This is a genomic window from Chryseobacterium sp. CBTAP 102 (assembly GCF_003201365.1).
In the GTDB taxonomy this organism is placed as follows: domain Bacteria; phylum Bacteroidota; class Bacteroidia; order Flavobacteriales; family Weeksellaceae; genus Chryseobacterium; species Chryseobacterium candidae.
This window is the reverse complement of the sequence record NZ_QICX01000009.1, coordinates 138,358-152,698: the sequence shown is the minus strand read 5'-3', so window position 1 is coordinate 152,698 and position 14,341 is coordinate 138,358. Positions and strand designations below refer to the sequence as shown.

The window sequence follows — 14,341 nt, the reverse complement described above, 5'->3', positions numbered from 1 at the left end:
GAACGTAATGAAGAAACTCAACAGCAGTACCCTAGAACATTCAAAAATAACCGTTGACGGAAATCTTGTTTTTGAAAGCCAGAGCGAAACCTTTCAGGAATTTGCCAAAGAAGCGTATAAAAGCTTAGATCTAAGCTATCCTAAATTTCATAAAATGGATAATCTGAGCAAGCTGGCCTTTCTTTCCGCTGAAACTATTTTGAAAGATGAGGATCACAGCAGAACGGCCATCGTTTTTGCCAACAGGTCATCCAGTCTGGATACGGATTTCAAATATCAGGAAAGTATCAACGATCAGGATAACTTCTACCCGAGTCCTGCAGTTTTTGTCTACACTTTGCCCAATATCTGTGTAGGCGAAATCAGCATTAAGCACAAAATGCAGACTGAAAATGCTTTTTTCGTTTTGGACGAATTGGATGAAAATTTTTTAAACGACTATTCTGAACAGATTCTGCACTCCGGAAAAGCTGACAAAGTATTGTGCGGCTGGGTGGAATTGTATCAGGAAAATTATAAAGCTTTTGTATATTTGCTCACATTATAATTTAACAATGTACCAATGCTAAAGGCAATAACAACCATTGGTAAACTGGTACATTGATATATTGTTACATTAAAATACTATTTATGGAAAACTTAAAAACAGAATTGAAGCACAAAATTATTGAAGTTCTTAACCTTGAAGATGTATCTGTGGAAGAAATCAAAGATACTGATCCGTTATTTGGAGGAGGTTTAGGATTAGATTCTATTGATGCTTTGGAATTGATCGTTCTTCTTGATAAAGACTACGGAATAAAATTAGCCGATCCTAAAAAAGGAAAAGAGATTTTCCAGTCTATCGATACGATGGCAAAATTCATCGAGGATAACAGAACGAAATAAATTACTATAACAATCTAACAGTATATCAATGCAGAAATTATTGGTCAATTGTTAGATTGCCGAATTGTTACATTATTTAATGTCATGAGTCAAAAAATTGCCATAACAGGAATGGGCATCATTTCCTCCATCGGAAACAATGTGGAGGAAAATTTTATTTCATTACAATCCGGAAAACACGGGATTTCAGATATTGAAATGTTTGAGACCCGCCACGCCGGAAGCATTAAAACGGGTGAAATAAAATTATCCAATGAAGACCTTGTACAGCAGCTTCAGCTTGATGAAGACAACAATATAACAAGAACGTCTTTATTAGGAATGGTTGCTGCAAAAGAAGCTGTAGAAAGTGCCGGAATATCAGATATTAACAGTTGCAGAACAGGGCTGATCTCCTCTACCAGTGTAGCGGGGATGGATATCACCGAAAAATATTTCTACTCTTACGAAGACTTTCCCGAAAAGCAAAAATATATTGACGCACACGATGCCGGAAATTCTTCATTGGCGATTGCCGGTTACCTGGGATTAAAAGGAATGGTTTCTACCATCAGTACAGCCTGTTCATCAGCTGCTAATGCCATTATGATGGGCGCTAAACTGATTAAAAACGGAGTTTTGGACCGCGTTATTGTGGGGGGAACAGATTCTCTTTCAAAATTTACTTTGAACGGATTCAATACCCTGATGATCCTTACCGATTCTTACAACACTCCTTTTGACAACAACAGAAAAGGACTGAATCTTGGGGAAGCTGCGGCTTTCTTAGTGCTTGAGTCTGAAGAAATAGTCAAAAAAGAAAATAAAAAAGTTCTGGCCTATCTTTCCGGCTATGGAAATGCCAATGATGCCCATCATCAGACAGCCTCTTCAGAAAACGGACAGGGTGCATTTTTAGCCATGCAGCAAGCCCTTAAAATCTCAGGATTGGAAAAAGAAAATATAGATTATATCAACGTTCACGGAACGGCAACGCCCAACAACGATTTATCGGAAGGAATTGCCATGATCAGAATCTTCGGGGAAAACCAGGTCCCTGAATTTAGTTCTACAAAAGCATTTACAGGCCATACGCTGGCCGCTGCGGCAGGAATTGAAGCCGTATTTTCAATTTTAGCCATGCAAAACAGCGTGATCTTCCCGAATCTGAATTTCAAAACAAAAATGGAAGAGTTTGACCTTACTCCTGTTACCGAACTGAAAGAAAAAAACATTCATCATGTTCTTTCCAATTCATTTGGATTCGGAGGAAACTGTTCTACCTTAATTTTCTCAAAATCATGAGTGCAGTATACATCAACAGTGCGTCCTGTATCTCGGTTCAGGACACTTTAAATGAAAATATTCTTCAGAACCTTCATCCTGAAAATTCTTCAAACATCCTTAAGGCCATAGAACCTATTTACAAAGAGTTCATTCCGCCTGCGATGATCAGGAGAATGTCTAAAACGGTAAAAATGAGTTCTGTAGCATCGCATTACGCTCTGAAGGAAGCTGGAATTGAACAGCCGGATGCCATTATCGTAGGAACCGGAATGGGCTGCTCGCAGGATTCTGAAAAATTCCTGAAAAACGTAATTGATAACCATGAAGAGTTCCTTACGCCTACCTTTTTTATCCAGTCTACCCATAACACGGTAGCTGGACAGATTGCTCTGGGATTACAGTGTCATGCGTATAACTTCACGTATGTAAATACATCTTCTTCCCTTGAGTTTTCATTACTGGACGCTCAGCTTCAGATCAATGACGGAGAAGCAGAAAATGTTCTGGCAGGTTCTACAGATGAACAGACGGACAGAATAATGGAGCTTTACCTTCTGAATAATACCATCAAAAAAGAAACTGATCTTCCTGCAGATTATTTAAACTCTACGACTAATGGAGTGATCTGGGGTGAAGGTGCCAGTTTTTTTGTTGTAGGAAAAGATAAGACTGAAAACTCTTACGCCAAGCTTAAGAATATCCAAATTAATAATAAGGTTGAATTGAATGAAGTACAGGATTTTATCCGGAATTTCTTAGCTCAGAATAGTCTTTCAACTGGTGATGTTGATGCTGTTATCTTAGGATTCAGTGGAGATGCAGATTCAGATATCTACTATACAAAAGCAATGGATATCTTTCCGGATTCCGCACAGCTGTATTATAAACATCTGAGTGGAGAATTTAATACGGCAAGTGGGTTTTCTACGTTTATAGCCTGTCATATACTTAAGGAACAGCAGATCCCGGAAATTATGATGATCAATTCTCAGAAAAAAGACAATCTGAATAATGTTCTTCTTTATAATCATCTGGGAGGAAATGATCACAGCCTGGTTCTGCTGGAAAGGGTTTAAATCTATATTTAAAAAATTGCAGTTATTTCAACAGCCAGTTTATGAATAATTTAATATTAGCGTTAAAAGCCCATAAATCAAATGTTGATGTACACAGACATTCTGCCTATCAGATTGTATATACTTCGGACAATCCTTTTCATACCATATCTGGAGATCAATACTGTGAGAATATCTTTGGCTTTATCATAAGACCTCAGGTTTCTCATTCCTGTATTTGTACAAATAGTAATTTGATTGTAATGAATGTAGAAGCATACTCCATTGCAGGAAAAAATATATCTGAAAAATTAGGAAGCAAAAACACTGAAATATTTTTCACCGAGGAAAGCTTTATGAATTTTTTCGGGATCACAGGAATCGAAATCAACATCCGGGATCTCATCAGATCAATGAATGCTGATGAAAACGTCCAGATCACAGACAATAGAGTAAACAGTGCCATTGCTATCATCAATAATGAATACCGGTCTACCAGATTAACTCTTGATCAAATATCGAAGACCGTCTCACTCTCTTCATCCCGTCTTGCTTTTTTATTTAAGCAGCAGACCGGAAGCAGTATTATGAAGTTTTTACTATGGACCAGAATCAGGAGTGCTATCTTTCTTATTCTGTCCAAAAAAGATATTTCATTAACCTCAATTGCCCACGAGTGCGGATTTTACGATTCTTCTCAAATGAATAAATACATGTATCAGATGTTTGGTATATCTCCCTTAAAACTTAGAAAGAAAAGTGATCTGATACAATTTTTAGAATAAATCTTCAATTAAATTTGCTTAAGTTTAATTATTAAATAAATTACACAATGAGCATTAATAATCAATTAATTGAAGAAAACAGAGCTTTATATGACAGTGTCGGTACTATTTACCCTCCAGAAGAAAGTATTGCCATTTCAGAAGAAATAATAAAAGGAATCAAATGCTATTGGTTTCAGCCTGAAAACCCTCATCCCAATGAGCTTATCATTTATATACATGGAGGCGGCTATGCCGTTGGCTCCATCCGGTCTCATAAAGCAATGGTTTCGCATTTTGCTAAAGAATTAAACCGGTCAGTTCTTTTCATAGAGTATTCTCTGGCTCCTGAAAAACCATTCCCGAATGGGTTAAACGATGTATTAAATATTTATGAATGGGCATTTCACCAATATCCTGATCATCATTTTTATTTATTCGGAGACAGCGCAGGAGGTGGCTTAATTATAAAATCAGTGTATGAAATCAGCCGCAGAGAAATAAAATCTCCAAAAGCAGTTGCCCTTATTTCACCATGGTATAATCTTGAAACCAATAATCCATCTTCAGAAAACCGTCAGCATTTGGATCAGATTTTAAATAAAGAGATGGTAAAAAACTTCGCCTACGCCTATGCAGGCAACGATTTTGGACCAGCGGACCCCAGTAAAGTTCACTTTGAGAGCTTTCCTCCTGTATTTATAGCGGTGGGAACTCACGAAATTTTGTTTGATGACTCCATTCAATTTTTTGAAATGGTATATAAGATCCAGCCAAAATCCCAGCTTAAAATTTATGGAGCAGAAGGACATGTCCTAACGCAGATGAATATTTTCAGCCACTCATCTCAGGATCTGATGATGAATATTAATAACTTTTTTAATAGCACAGAAAATGAATAACATATTGATTTTAATTACCCTCTCCGATGAGGGAATTCAACAGATAAAAGCAAACCCTGAGCTTCCGAAAAAAGAAATGGAATTTATCCACACCTGGAAGAAAGAAGGAGTTCTGGAAAATTTCTTTATCTCCGTTTCAAAAAAAGATGCAGTTCTTATTTTCAGAAATATTGATGAGCTGGACGCAAAAGAACGTATAGCAATATTGCCTTACTATCCTTTCATGCAAAAAACAGAGTATCACATTCTGGATAAGCAATTTTAAAGATTTGATCATTTAGGATTTTATTGAACTTTTAGTTACATTTGAACCCTCATATTCAAAGAAAATAAGGTGAAGCATTATCCGTTTATTCTGTTTTATATTTTCTGTAACGCTTTTATTTATGCGTTCCACGGAAGTTTCTGGGTATATCTGTTTTGTTTTTTTGCTTTTTCTGCCGTAGTAGTATGGGGTTCATTTGATATTGAACTGGGATATTTCGTCAACAGCATCACTCATAGGCGAACCAAAATTAAAGAAGCAGCGCTTACTTTTGATGACGGCCCTACTGAATTTACTCCAAAGTTTTTAGATCTGCTTAAAGAACATCAGATAAAAGCCACTTTTTTCTGTATCGGAAAACAGATTGAAAAATATCCTGAAACTTTTCAGAGGATGATTGCAGAAGGTCATACGATTGGTAACCATACGTTATCGCATTCCAGTTCCACAGGTTTCTTATCAACCTCAAAAATGATTGAGGAGATTGAAAGATGTGATGAAATCATGAAGAATGTGGGGAATATCAAGACCAGTCTTTACAGGCCGCCTTTCGGCGTGACGAATCCTAATATTGCAAAGGCAATCAAAAAAACAAATAAAATAAGTATCGGATGGAATGTCCGCTCTCTGGATACCATTACTGATAATGAAAAGAAAATATACAGCAGAGTGACCAAAGGCCTGAAAAAAGGAAGTATTATCCTCCTTCACGACACTTCGGAAAAGACTTATCGTGTGCTGACCAATTTATTAGTATTTTTGAAGGATAAAAAATATTCAACCTTTACTGTGGATACAGTGATAAATTCAAATAGAAATGATTAAAAATATTGCTTTCGGAGCATTCTTACTGGTTTCCGGTTTCTTTTTTGCCCAAAACACGGCCATGTCAGGAGCTGAAGCTAAAGCATTTATATCGAAGGTATCTTCTGAGACGAAAGAGATTAAAACTTTGCAGAGTGATTTTACCCAGACCAAAAAAATGGATTTTCTGGATAAAAGTATTGTTACTTATGGGAAAATGTCTTTGCAGACCCCCAATATGCTGAGCTGGAAATATACTAAGCCTTATCAGTACAGCATTGTTTTTAAAAGCAATAAAATCTTCATCAATGATCAGGGGAAAAAATCGTCTGTGGATGCGAAGAGCAAAACATTTGAAAAAATCAATAAACTGATTGTAGGAAGCTCAAACGGAACAATGTTCAATGATCCTGAGTTCACAGTAACGTATTTTAAGAATGGGAATTACAATATAGCGAAGTTTATTCCTAAAACATCCCAGCTGTTGAAATATATCAAACAGATTGAGCTGTATTTCCCAAAGAACCAGTCGGCCGTTTCACAGGTGAATATGACTGAGGCTTCCGGAGACACTACCAATATTGTTTTCAAAAATACCAAGATCAATGCTACCATTCCTGCGTCAGAGTTTTCTTTATAGCCTGATTCTGATCCTGGCTCTTTCCTGTAAAACTTATAAGCTTACTGATGTAAAGCCTGCCTCAACCTCTGAAAAAACGGTTGAAAATTTATACTTTTCTTCCGGTGAAGATTATGTCTACAAATGCCAGATGGATATCTATAAAAACCATGTGAGCGGAATTCTGATCATCAAAAAACTGAATGAAACAACGCACCGTGTTGCGTTAACTTCAGATTTTGGGAACAAACTTATTGATTTTGAAGTTTCTGAGAACGATTTCAAACTGAATTATGTACTTCCTGATCTGGATAAAAAAATAGTCATCAATTTCCTGAAAAACGATTTCCGTCAGCTTCTGAAAAGAAGATATCCGGTCAATGAAAGTTTTGAAAATGAGAATGCTAGAATCTACCTTTCAAAAATTGGCAACATGAGCTATTATCTTTTCTTCAGCAAAGAAAATGGCTTACTGAAAGAGATTGTTTACACGAAAAATAACAAGGAGAAAATCGATTTTACTTTTGATGCAAAAAAACCTATCTTCGCAGACAGCTTGAACCTGCAGCATAAGGATTTTAAGATCAACATAAAACTATTTCAAATAACCGAAACGGAATAATTTCTGCTCTCAAATCTATGGATATACCTGTTTTTTTGAAAAGAAATTGATTATACTTTAATCTTAAAAAATAAGATCATGCAAACCATTCTTACAGACTTTTATACTTTAACATCATACGATAAGGCAGAAGACGGAAAATTTACTGCTCATATTCATCTTAATAAAGACCACGATATTTTCAAAGGACATTTTCCTGGAAATCCCGTAACTCCCGGTGTTTGTATGATGCAGATCATTAAAGAACTCACTGAAGAATTTACAGGTTCGAAATTATTCCTGAAAACAGCTTCCAATGTAAAATTCATGGCGATTATCAATCCTTTTGAAACCCCTGATCTGGTTCTTCAGCTTGATATTACTGAAAATGAAGAAGATGTCAAAGTAAAAAACACAACTTCTTTTGGCGAGACTATTGCATTGAAAATGTCTGTAAGCTATAAAAAATAAGCATCATGAAACTAATCTTTTCATTCATCGCAGCATTTGTTTTTTTCTTTCAATCTGATCTTGAAACGCTGAGAAACAGCTATGCAAAAGCGAACGAATCCAATACCAATACAGCTAGCTTTATTGAAACTGCGGAAAAACAATCCGGTTCTGACGCTGTAACGGTTGGGTATAAAGCAGCGGCGAAGATTATGGAAGCCAAAATTGCCAAAAGCAACAGAAAATCTCTGGTAAAAACGGGAGCTACAAGCCTTGAAAGCGTTATCAAAAGTAATCCTAATAATGCAGAACTTCGTCTGATCAGAATGAGCGTTCAGGAAAATATTCCAAAGATTGTAGGATACCGTGGAAGTCTGAAGGATGATAAAGCTTTCCTGTTGAACAATTACAGCAAACAGAATACAGCATTAAAAGGCTATATCAAAAGGTTTGCAATGCAATCTAAAACCATGACAGAGACGGAAAGAGCCACTTTAAAATAAAAAAATGTTCCTTGCTGAAGTACAGAATGCTATTTCTGAAAAGAAGATATGCGTTTTAATACCTACCTACAATAATGAAAAAACTCTGAAAAGGGTGATTGACGGTGTTCTCGAGTACACCGAAAGTATTATTGTGGTTAATGATGGTTCTACAGATTCCACCCCTCAGATTCTTACTCAATATCCTCAGATTACTGTCATTTCCCTGCCGGAGAACAAAGGGAAAGGAAATGGCCTTAAAACAGGTTTCAGGGCAGCAAAGAATTCAGGATATGACTACGCTATCACGATTGATTCGGATGGACAGCATTATCCGGATGATATTCCGGTATTTGTAGAGGCTCTTCTTCAGGAAAAAGAGGATGTTCTTCTGATTGGGAACAGAAATATGTCTCAGGATGGTATTCCTAAGAAAAGCAGTTTCGGAAACCGTTTTTCCAATTTCTGGTTCTGGTTTGAAACCGGCATCAGACTGGAAGATACCCAATCGGGCTACAGGCTTTATCCTTTGCATAAAATTCCCAAGAAATATTTCACGCCTAAGTTTGAATTTGAAATTGAAATCATTGTAAGAACTGCGTGGAGGTATGTTCCCGTAAAAAATGTTCCTATTAAAGTGTTATACGATCCGAAGGAACGGGTTTCACATTTCAGACCTTTCAAAGATTTTACAAGGATCAGTATTCTGAATACAATTCTCGTGACGATTACCTTACTTTATATTATTCCGAGAAACTTTGTGAATAATTTCAAAAAAAAAAGCTTTAAAAGATTCATTCAGGAAGATGTCTTAGAAAGTGACGGTAGTAACCGTACAAAAGCATTTTCCATAGCTTTGGGAGTATTTATAGGTTTATCTCCTTTCTGGGGATTTCAGACCCTTCTGGTTATCAGTCTGTCTGTACTTTTCAAACTTAATAAAGTACTTGCCTTTGTAGCATCCAATGTAAGTCTTCCGCCTTTTATTCCCTTTATCATTGCTGCTTCTCTTTTTCTGGGAGCACCGTTTGTAAGTGGTGACAGTGATATTTTAAGTCAGGATTTGAATTTTGAACTGATTAAGAACAATCTTCTGCAATATATTATCGGGAGTTTTATCTTAAGCACTACACTTTCTGCGCTTACAGGGATAGCCTCTTTTCTGTTTTTGAATAAAGTAAGTCCGGAAAACAATTAAAAAAGCCCGGGACAATGTTCCAGGCTTATGAGAGCAATAATCTCATTGCAATTATTTCAGAATAAAATCTGCAAGGTCTTTTAAAAAGTGTTCATCCACCTTCCCTTTTGTTTCATAATCTTTTGGAGATGGTTTTCCGCTTCCGGCAATAAACAAGTGGCTTAATGCAGGATAAAACTTAAACACCGCTGTTTTATCATTTTTCAATGTTTCTTTCCAAAGATTAAAGTCTTTCCCTGTCACCTGATAATCTCTTCCCCCTTGTGCAAAAAACATGGGAGCTTTTACTTTTTTAACCTCATTAAGCTGATTGTAATCTTTTATATATTTCCAATAAGCAGCAGATTGTCCCAAAGGAAGTTCTGATGATGGTGAACTTATACTAAATTGAGATGAATTTAAAAAGGCTACCTTAGTTTTTACTTCCTGCACCGCCTCAGCAGGTACTTGAGTTGGATCTATAGCATGAAGATACTCATACTGTTCTACTAATAAATCCTGTAATGGTCTCGCATTCCCAGCCATAAAAACATATTTTGAAACCTGCGATTTTTCTGCAATTTTTGGCATCATATAAGCTCCCTGGCTATGTCCCAGAATAATAATCTGGTAGTCTTTGTAATAAGCATTCTTTTTAAAATAAAGAGCAGTATTTACCGCATCATTGATGGTTTCCTCTTCCACAGTAGATTTTTCATTAAATGTCTCAGGATAGGAATAGGTTCTTTTATCATATCGGTAGGAAGCAATTCCGTTGGCTAAAAGATATTCTGCAATGTCTTTAAACGGTTTGTTTTCTCCAATGGTTTCGTCTCTGTCATGCGCTCCGGAACCGTGAACGAAAATAACCAGCTTATTTTTATTGTTGGAGGGAGGAATCAACAGAGTTCCGTTCAGTTCAATGCCATCGCTTTTAATTTTTAGTGTGGTTTTCTCATCAGGCTTTTCAAATGATTTATGAGGAACCAGGAAGAAGCCCAGTAGTTTATTATTTTCTCCAAAAGTAAGCTGAACATCCAGTTTTGTTTTTTCAAATTCGGAATAGTAATAATAGGTGTTTCCTTCATTATTTACTTCAAGGATATTTTTCAAACCTCCAATCTGTCCCTGTAGCTGTTCCGTAACAGCTTTAAGCTGATCTACCGGAATTTGTCCTGCTACGGAAGGATCGAAATAAGAATGTGCTTTTTCTATATTCTTATCCACTAATAAAGCTTTGATGAAAGTATTTCCTATCTCTTTTCTGTCCTGAGAAAATGATAACAGAGCATATGCTGTAAAGAATAAGGTTAAGAGTTTTTTCATAATCTATTATTTATAAACCACATCGTAAAATGATAGCGGTGTCATCATGATGGTAACAAATATCGCAATAATTACCAGAGCTAACTGGGTGATATGGTATGTTTTTTCTTTTTCGTCCTCGTTGATTTCAAAAGTAAACTTTATTTTATCCGGTCTTCTGATGATCAGCCAGATAAAAATAAGAACAGCCAGATTCATCAGTACAGGAAACACCACAAATATTTTGCTTCCATCATTATCTTTCATATTTCCGTACCCGTGAATCGGGATAATGTCAGGTATAGAGCTGTAAACCGTACACAGGTATACTGAATGGCAGATGATAATGAGGAAAGGAATGCAGAAAAGCAGTTTTATATATTTGGGGATCATTTCAGTTTCTTTAAGGTTTTCTTCAGGGATTTTTCAACATTTTTTCTGTCGGGAATCGTTGTAATTTCTTTCGTCAGAGCTTTCTCAAACTCCATTTTTGCGTTTGAATATTCTTTTTTGCTAAAATAATATTTTCCTGACTGATAATAGACCAGCCAAAAATCTGGGTTCATAGATTCATAATAAGGTATGAAATCATCTGTCAACAATATATCTTTATTTTCCGCTGCCTTATTGATTTCTTTACCCAATATTTTAGACAGTTCATAATTTTGAAATTCTTCAGAATCGGCAAATGGATCTCTTGCGATATTCAAATCTGTTTTCGCCAGCAGACTTTGTGATAGTGGCTTACCGGAAAAAACCTCATTCAGGTCATAACAAACAAATTCTCCCAGCTGATAAGGATTGGAAGAAACCCAAACCAGTTTTTTCTGAGGGGAAAATATAACAGCATGGTGAGCGAGCAGCTGATTAAGCGCTTTTTCATTTCCATAACCGATACTTTCATCTTTTAAGCCGGATTTATTTCTTAAAATAGAAGCCATCTTTTGGGGAGTGATCTTTTTTTCTTCCTGCAAAAGCTCCTGAAGTTTTTCATAACGGTATTCTGAGTGGCTTTCTTCAATCTGTTTCTGATTTCTTTTGTCGTCCTTGTAAGTTTCAGACTGGAAATGATTGGTGCAAAGAATCTGGCTGGTATTCTGCACTCTGTACACTCCGAAATTTTTAGGTGAAACTTCAATAATGACTGCATTTTTATCTGCTGCACTGCCAACAAGAATAGATTCTGAAACGAAAACTTTTCTTTTTTTAGCAATAGCAATGGCTTCATCTATATTTTTGGCATACTGCAAAATTTCTCTTGTAACAAGGGAGATAGGCGTTTTTGCAGTCAGAGGGATTTTTGATTTTCCGGCGTTAATAGTCACCGTAATTCCTTCTTTATTCATTCCGGACACTACACCAATCATTCCCGGCCAGCTTACTGACATGTAGGGAATTCCTTCTTCCGGCTGAACAAATTCCACTAATTTATTTTTAGCAAAATCGTCTCCCACATAAAAGTCGAAATTTCTTCCAATCAACAAGTCTCCGTCTTCAGTATTTTCATTCCATACAGCAAGAGATGTACAGCCTACCATAGCAAGATCCTGCATGGCATGTCCGATATCATGAGCTCCGTGCAGGTAAAGGTTTCTTAAATATTTAGGAGCAATAAAGTCATACTGATCAGATGAATATTGTGACAAGCCATATAATTCTGCCTGATAGTCTTCTCTTACATTGAGATACATTTTTCTGTTGTACCATTTCAAAAAACCTCTTAACAGCCGCTGCTTGAATTTTGAAGGAACAAAACTTTCCACTTTTGAAAAGAAAATGCTTTCCTGTTTCTGCATCAGGCTTTGTGTCAGTGCTCCGTTATTATATCCTAATTGTAAAGGATTTCCCTGAATGTAAAGCTCCCAGAGCTGCTGTTTATTTTTGGTAAGGTAATTCTGATTATAGCTGAAAGTGCTGTCGTTGACTCTGGTAATTTTTGGAACCTCCAGAATATATTGTTTTACCTCAGGAATATGCCGGACAGATTTTGATATTCCACAGGATGCGAGGAAAAAACAGAGCGTGAGATAAAGAAAAGTTCTTTGAAAGGCTGTATAAATGATTTTAGTTTTTTTCACTTTATTTTTTATTAATCATTTGGGTCAGCCGCATATCTATGGTTTCTTTTCCAATCATTTCAGCACAGGTATTAAAGGCTCCGATCGTAACCCCTAAGATCCCATGCATATTCACAGATTGTCCCGTCAGAAAAAGATTGTCAATTTTGGTACGGGGAGAAACCATCGTTTTAAGAGGATTTTCCGAGCTTTTCATGTATCCGTACATATTTCCTTCAAAATTCCCGATATAGTCTCTGTATGATAAGGGAGAAGAAGTATATATTGTTTTGATGGCATGCCTTATGTTAGGGATTTTATGTTCCAGGGCATCAAGCATTTTTTCTGTTTTTTCCAGCTTAAATCTTGCATAGGCTGTTCCTCTCTCATGTTCATCGGCAACAGTATTGAACGTATTCTCCCATTCTTTTACCTCATCAAAATCCATATAAGAAATCGCGGTAAGGCTTTCTGCAAATTCAGGATGATGCTTAGAAGGAGTAGACGAAAGCATGTAAGTCTCCGGCCACACTTCTTTTCGGTACCGGAAGGCATTCCATACCAGGTCTTCTGATGAATAGTGGTATCTGTTATAATTAAAATTCGGAAGGTAATGAGGTTTTAAAACAATATAAATACTAAAGCATGATGAAACCGGTTTCCAGCTTAACACCCTGTTCAGAAAAGATTTTTTAAGTCTTTCTTCACCAATAAGTTTAATAGTGGAACGAATCTCAATATTTGAAATGAACTGTTTTGCGGCGTATTCTTTTCCTGTCTTTGTTTTTACAGAAGTTAGTGTATTATTTTCATTAAAAATGAATTCTGAAACTTCTGAATGCTTGTGTACTTCAGCTCCATATTCCCGAAGTTTTCTGATTAAAAGTTTAGAGATCTGGCTTCCTCCTCTCACGCATTTGTGAGCACTTTGGATATAAGAATTTACCGTCAAAGCATGCACATAAAAGGGAACATTCTCCGAGTCTCCGGCATATAAAAAATTCGAACCCAGTAAAACAGCCTGAAGCTTTTTGTTCTGGGTAACGGATTCGATAAATCTTTTGGTATTGAGGTGCAGTATTTCCTCGTTGTAACTGTCTTTTCCCACCACATGATACCTTGGAAACTGGCTGCATACGTATTGAATTTCTTCACAGTAGTTTTCAAGGTTTTCTTTTTCTTCGGGAAAATATTTGGATAGCTGCTCAACAAAATTCTGATAGCCTTGAGCGTGAGGATATTCTATTTCATCATCCCCAAAACTGATTTTGTCATAGCCGTCTTCATCCATCAGCTGAAGTTCAAGATCATTCATGATTTCCAGATAGGAAAAGAACTGATTTAAATTCTGCCCTTTGGATAAACCTCCCAGATAATGAACTCCTGTATCGAAGATAAGTTTATCTCTTGAAAAGGTCTGCAGATTTCCTCCATATTGGTTATTCTTCTCCAGAACGCATACTTTAAGACCTTCTTTCGCCAAAATAAGAGCTGAAACAAGACCTCCCAATCCACTGCCGATTACAAGTATGTCGTATGCTTTCTTCAAAAGAGAATGTGTTTTAAATAATTAAGAAACAGGGAATTTAAGATATTTAAAGCTTATTTGAGTAAAGTAAGCATAGAAATTTCATGGGTTCTCTTAAATCTCGGTATATCTTAATGGTTTTTAGTTTTTATTCGTTTTTTATGGGATAAAAATAGAA

At 36.3% G+C, this 14,341-nt stretch carries 17 protein-coding genes; 13 read left to right on the top strand and 4 right to left on the bottom strand.

From position 1 onward, the window contains the following. The first annotated feature begins 7 nt into the window (after positions 1–7). The 13 genes from C8D70_RS13900 to C8D70_RS13840 all read left to right on the top strand — a co-directional run bounded on the left by C8D70_RS13900 (position 8) and on the right by C8D70_RS13840 (position 9,294). Positions 8–547: a 3-oxoacyl-ACP synthase gene (locus C8D70_RS13900; protein WP_110367712.1), complete on the top strand. Its 540-nt coding sequence runs from the start codon at positions 8–10 to the stop codon at positions 545–547. A gap of 83 nt (positions 548–630) precedes the next feature. Continuing rightward, positions 631–888: a phosphopantetheine-binding protein gene (locus tag C8D70_RS13895; RefSeq protein WP_034692439.1), complete on the top strand. Its 258-nt coding sequence runs from the start codon at positions 631–633 to the stop codon at positions 886–888. 84 nt (positions 889–972) lie between these two features. Then, on the top strand, positions 973–2,172 hold the full coding sequence (locus C8D70_RS13890) for a beta-ketoacyl-[acyl-carrier-protein] synthase family protein (RefSeq protein ID WP_076595487.1): 1,200 nt from the start codon (positions 973–975) through the stop codon (positions 2,170–2,172). After that, on the top strand, positions 2,169–3,230 hold the full coding sequence (locus C8D70_RS13885) for a beta-ketoacyl synthase N-terminal-like domain-containing protein (protein WP_076595486.1): 1,062 nt from the start codon (positions 2,169–2,171) through the stop codon (positions 3,228–3,230). Before C8D70_RS13890 ends, C8D70_RS13885 begins: the two co-directional genes overlap by 4 nt. A gap of 41 nt (positions 3,231–3,271) precedes the next feature. Next, complete coding sequence (locus tag C8D70_RS13880) at positions 3,272–3,994, top strand: helix-turn-helix domain-containing protein (RefSeq protein WP_076595485.1); 723 nt, start codon at positions 3,272–3,274, stop codon at positions 3,992–3,994. 47 nt (positions 3,995–4,041) lie between these two features. Next, positions 4,042–4,875, top strand: coding sequence for an alpha/beta hydrolase fold domain-containing protein (locus tag C8D70_RS13875; protein ID WP_110367689.1), 834 nt, complete (start codon positions 4,042–4,044; stop codon positions 4,873–4,875). Further along, positions 4,868–5,140 carry a hypothetical protein gene (locus C8D70_RS13870; RefSeq protein WP_110367688.1) on the top strand — a complete coding sequence of 91 codons (273 nt, stop codon included), beginning with the start codon at positions 4,868–4,870 and terminating at the stop codon, positions 5,138–5,140. Before C8D70_RS13875 ends, C8D70_RS13870 begins: the two co-directional genes overlap by 8 nt. Positions 5,141–5,209: 69 nt before the next feature. Next, complete coding sequence (locus tag C8D70_RS13865) at positions 5,210–5,965, top strand: polysaccharide deacetylase family protein (RefSeq protein WP_076595482.1); 756 nt, start codon at positions 5,210–5,212, stop codon at positions 5,963–5,965. Beyond that, a complete protein-coding gene (locus C8D70_RS13860; RefSeq protein ID WP_076595481.1) occupies positions 5,958–6,584 on the top strand; it encodes a LolA family protein in 627 nt (208 codons plus the stop codon). The genes C8D70_RS13865 and C8D70_RS13860 overlap by 8 nt, the downstream gene beginning before the upstream one ends. Then, complete coding sequence (locus C8D70_RS13855; protein WP_110367687.1) at positions 6,550–7,185, top strand: hypothetical protein; 636 nt, start codon at positions 6,550–6,552, stop codon at positions 7,183–7,185. The genes C8D70_RS13860 and C8D70_RS13855 overlap by 35 nt, the downstream gene beginning before the upstream one ends. 78 nt (positions 7,186–7,263) lie before the next feature. After that, the gene (locus tag C8D70_RS13850) at positions 7,264–7,635 is read left to right on the top strand and encodes a 3-hydroxyacyl-ACP dehydratase (protein ID WP_083688797.1); all 372 of its coding nucleotides are present in this window, start codon (positions 7,264–7,266) and stop codon (positions 7,633–7,635) included. A 5-nt stretch (positions 7,636–7,640) separates the two neighbouring features. Further along, the gene (locus C8D70_RS13845) at positions 7,641–8,117 is read left to right on the top strand and encodes a hypothetical protein (RefSeq protein WP_110367686.1); all 477 of its coding nucleotides are present in this window, start codon (positions 7,641–7,643) and stop codon (positions 8,115–8,117) included. Between the two features lie 4 nt (positions 8,118–8,121). Then, the gene (locus tag C8D70_RS13840) at positions 8,122–9,294 is read left to right on the top strand and encodes a DUF2062 domain-containing protein (protein WP_076595479.1); all 1,173 of its coding nucleotides are present in this window, start codon (positions 8,122–8,124) and stop codon (positions 9,292–9,294) included. 51 nt (positions 9,295–9,345) lie between these two features. On the opposite strand, the gene C8D70_RS13835 is transcribed toward C8D70_RS13840, so the two are convergent. The 4 genes from C8D70_RS13835 to C8D70_RS13820 are packed head-to-tail and all read right to left on the bottom strand — an operon-like array spanning position 9,346 to position 14,184. Beyond that, complete coding sequence (locus tag C8D70_RS13835; protein WP_110367685.1) at positions 9,346–10,599, bottom strand: DUF3887 domain-containing protein; 1,254 nt, start codon at positions 10,597–10,599, stop codon at positions 9,346–9,348. Positions 10,600–10,605: 6 nt separating this feature from the next. Then, positions 10,606–10,971, bottom strand: a complete 366-nt coding sequence (locus C8D70_RS13830; RefSeq protein WP_110367684.1) for a hypothetical protein — start codon at positions 10,969–10,971, stop codon at positions 10,606–10,608. Next, complete coding sequence (locus tag C8D70_RS13825) at positions 10,968–12,656, bottom strand: C45 family autoproteolytic acyltransferase/hydolase (RefSeq protein WP_110367683.1); 1,689 nt, start codon at positions 12,654–12,656, stop codon at positions 10,968–10,970. The genes C8D70_RS13830 and C8D70_RS13825 overlap by 4 nt, the downstream gene beginning before the upstream one ends. Position 12,657: 1 nt before the next feature. Further along, positions 12,658–14,184 (bottom strand): phytoene desaturase family protein, encoded by a 1,527-nt coding sequence (locus C8D70_RS13820; protein ID WP_110367682.1) that lies wholly within the window; start codon positions 14,182–14,184, stop codon positions 12,658–12,660. Positions 14,185–14,341 lie beyond the last annotated feature (157 nt).

Coding starts and splice junctions, on each gene's coding strand:
- C8D70_RS13895 (WP_034692439.1), top strand. CDS start 631: ATGGAAAACTTAAAAACAGAATTGAAGCACAAAATTATTGAAGTTCTT.
- C8D70_RS13880 (WP_076595485.1), top strand. CDS start 3,272: ATGAATAATTTAATATTAGCGTTAAAAGCCCATAAATCAAATGTTGAT.
- C8D70_RS13830 (WP_110367684.1), bottom strand. CDS start 10,971: ATGATCCCCAAATATATAAAACTGCTTTTCTGCATTCCTTTCCTCATT.
- C8D70_RS13875 (WP_110367689.1), top strand. CDS start 4,042: ATGAGCATTAATAATCAATTAATTGAAGAAAACAGAGCTTTATATGAC.
- C8D70_RS13900 (WP_110367712.1), top strand. CDS start 8: ATGAAGAAACTCAACAGCAGTACCCTAGAACATTCAAAAATAACCGTT.
- C8D70_RS13860 (WP_076595481.1), top strand. CDS start 5,958: ATGATTAAAAATATTGCTTTCGGAGCATTCTTACTGGTTTCCGGTTTC.
- C8D70_RS13870 (WP_110367688.1), top strand. CDS start 4,868: ATGAATAACATATTGATTTTAATTACCCTCTCCGATGAGGGAATTCAA.
- C8D70_RS13850 (WP_083688797.1), top strand. CDS start 7,264: ATGCAAACCATTCTTACAGACTTTTATACTTTAACATCATACGATAAG.
- C8D70_RS13845 (WP_110367686.1), top strand. CDS start 7,641: ATGAAACTAATCTTTTCATTCATCGCAGCATTTGTTTTTTTCTTTCAA.
- C8D70_RS13840 (WP_076595479.1), top strand. CDS start 8,122: ATGTTCCTTGCTGAAGTACAGAATGCTATTTCTGAAAAGAAGATATGC.
- C8D70_RS13885 (WP_076595486.1), top strand. CDS start 2,169: ATGAGTGCAGTATACATCAACAGTGCGTCCTGTATCTCGGTTCAGGAC.
- C8D70_RS13890 (WP_076595487.1), top strand. CDS start 973: ATGAGTCAAAAAATTGCCATAACAGGAATGGGCATCATTTCCTCCATC.
- C8D70_RS13855 (WP_110367687.1), top strand. CDS start 6,550: ATGCTACCATTCCTGCGTCAGAGTTTTCTTTATAGCCTGATTCTGATC.
- C8D70_RS13835 (WP_110367685.1), bottom strand. CDS start 10,599: ATGAAAAAACTCTTAACCTTATTCTTTACAGCATATGCTCTGTTATCA.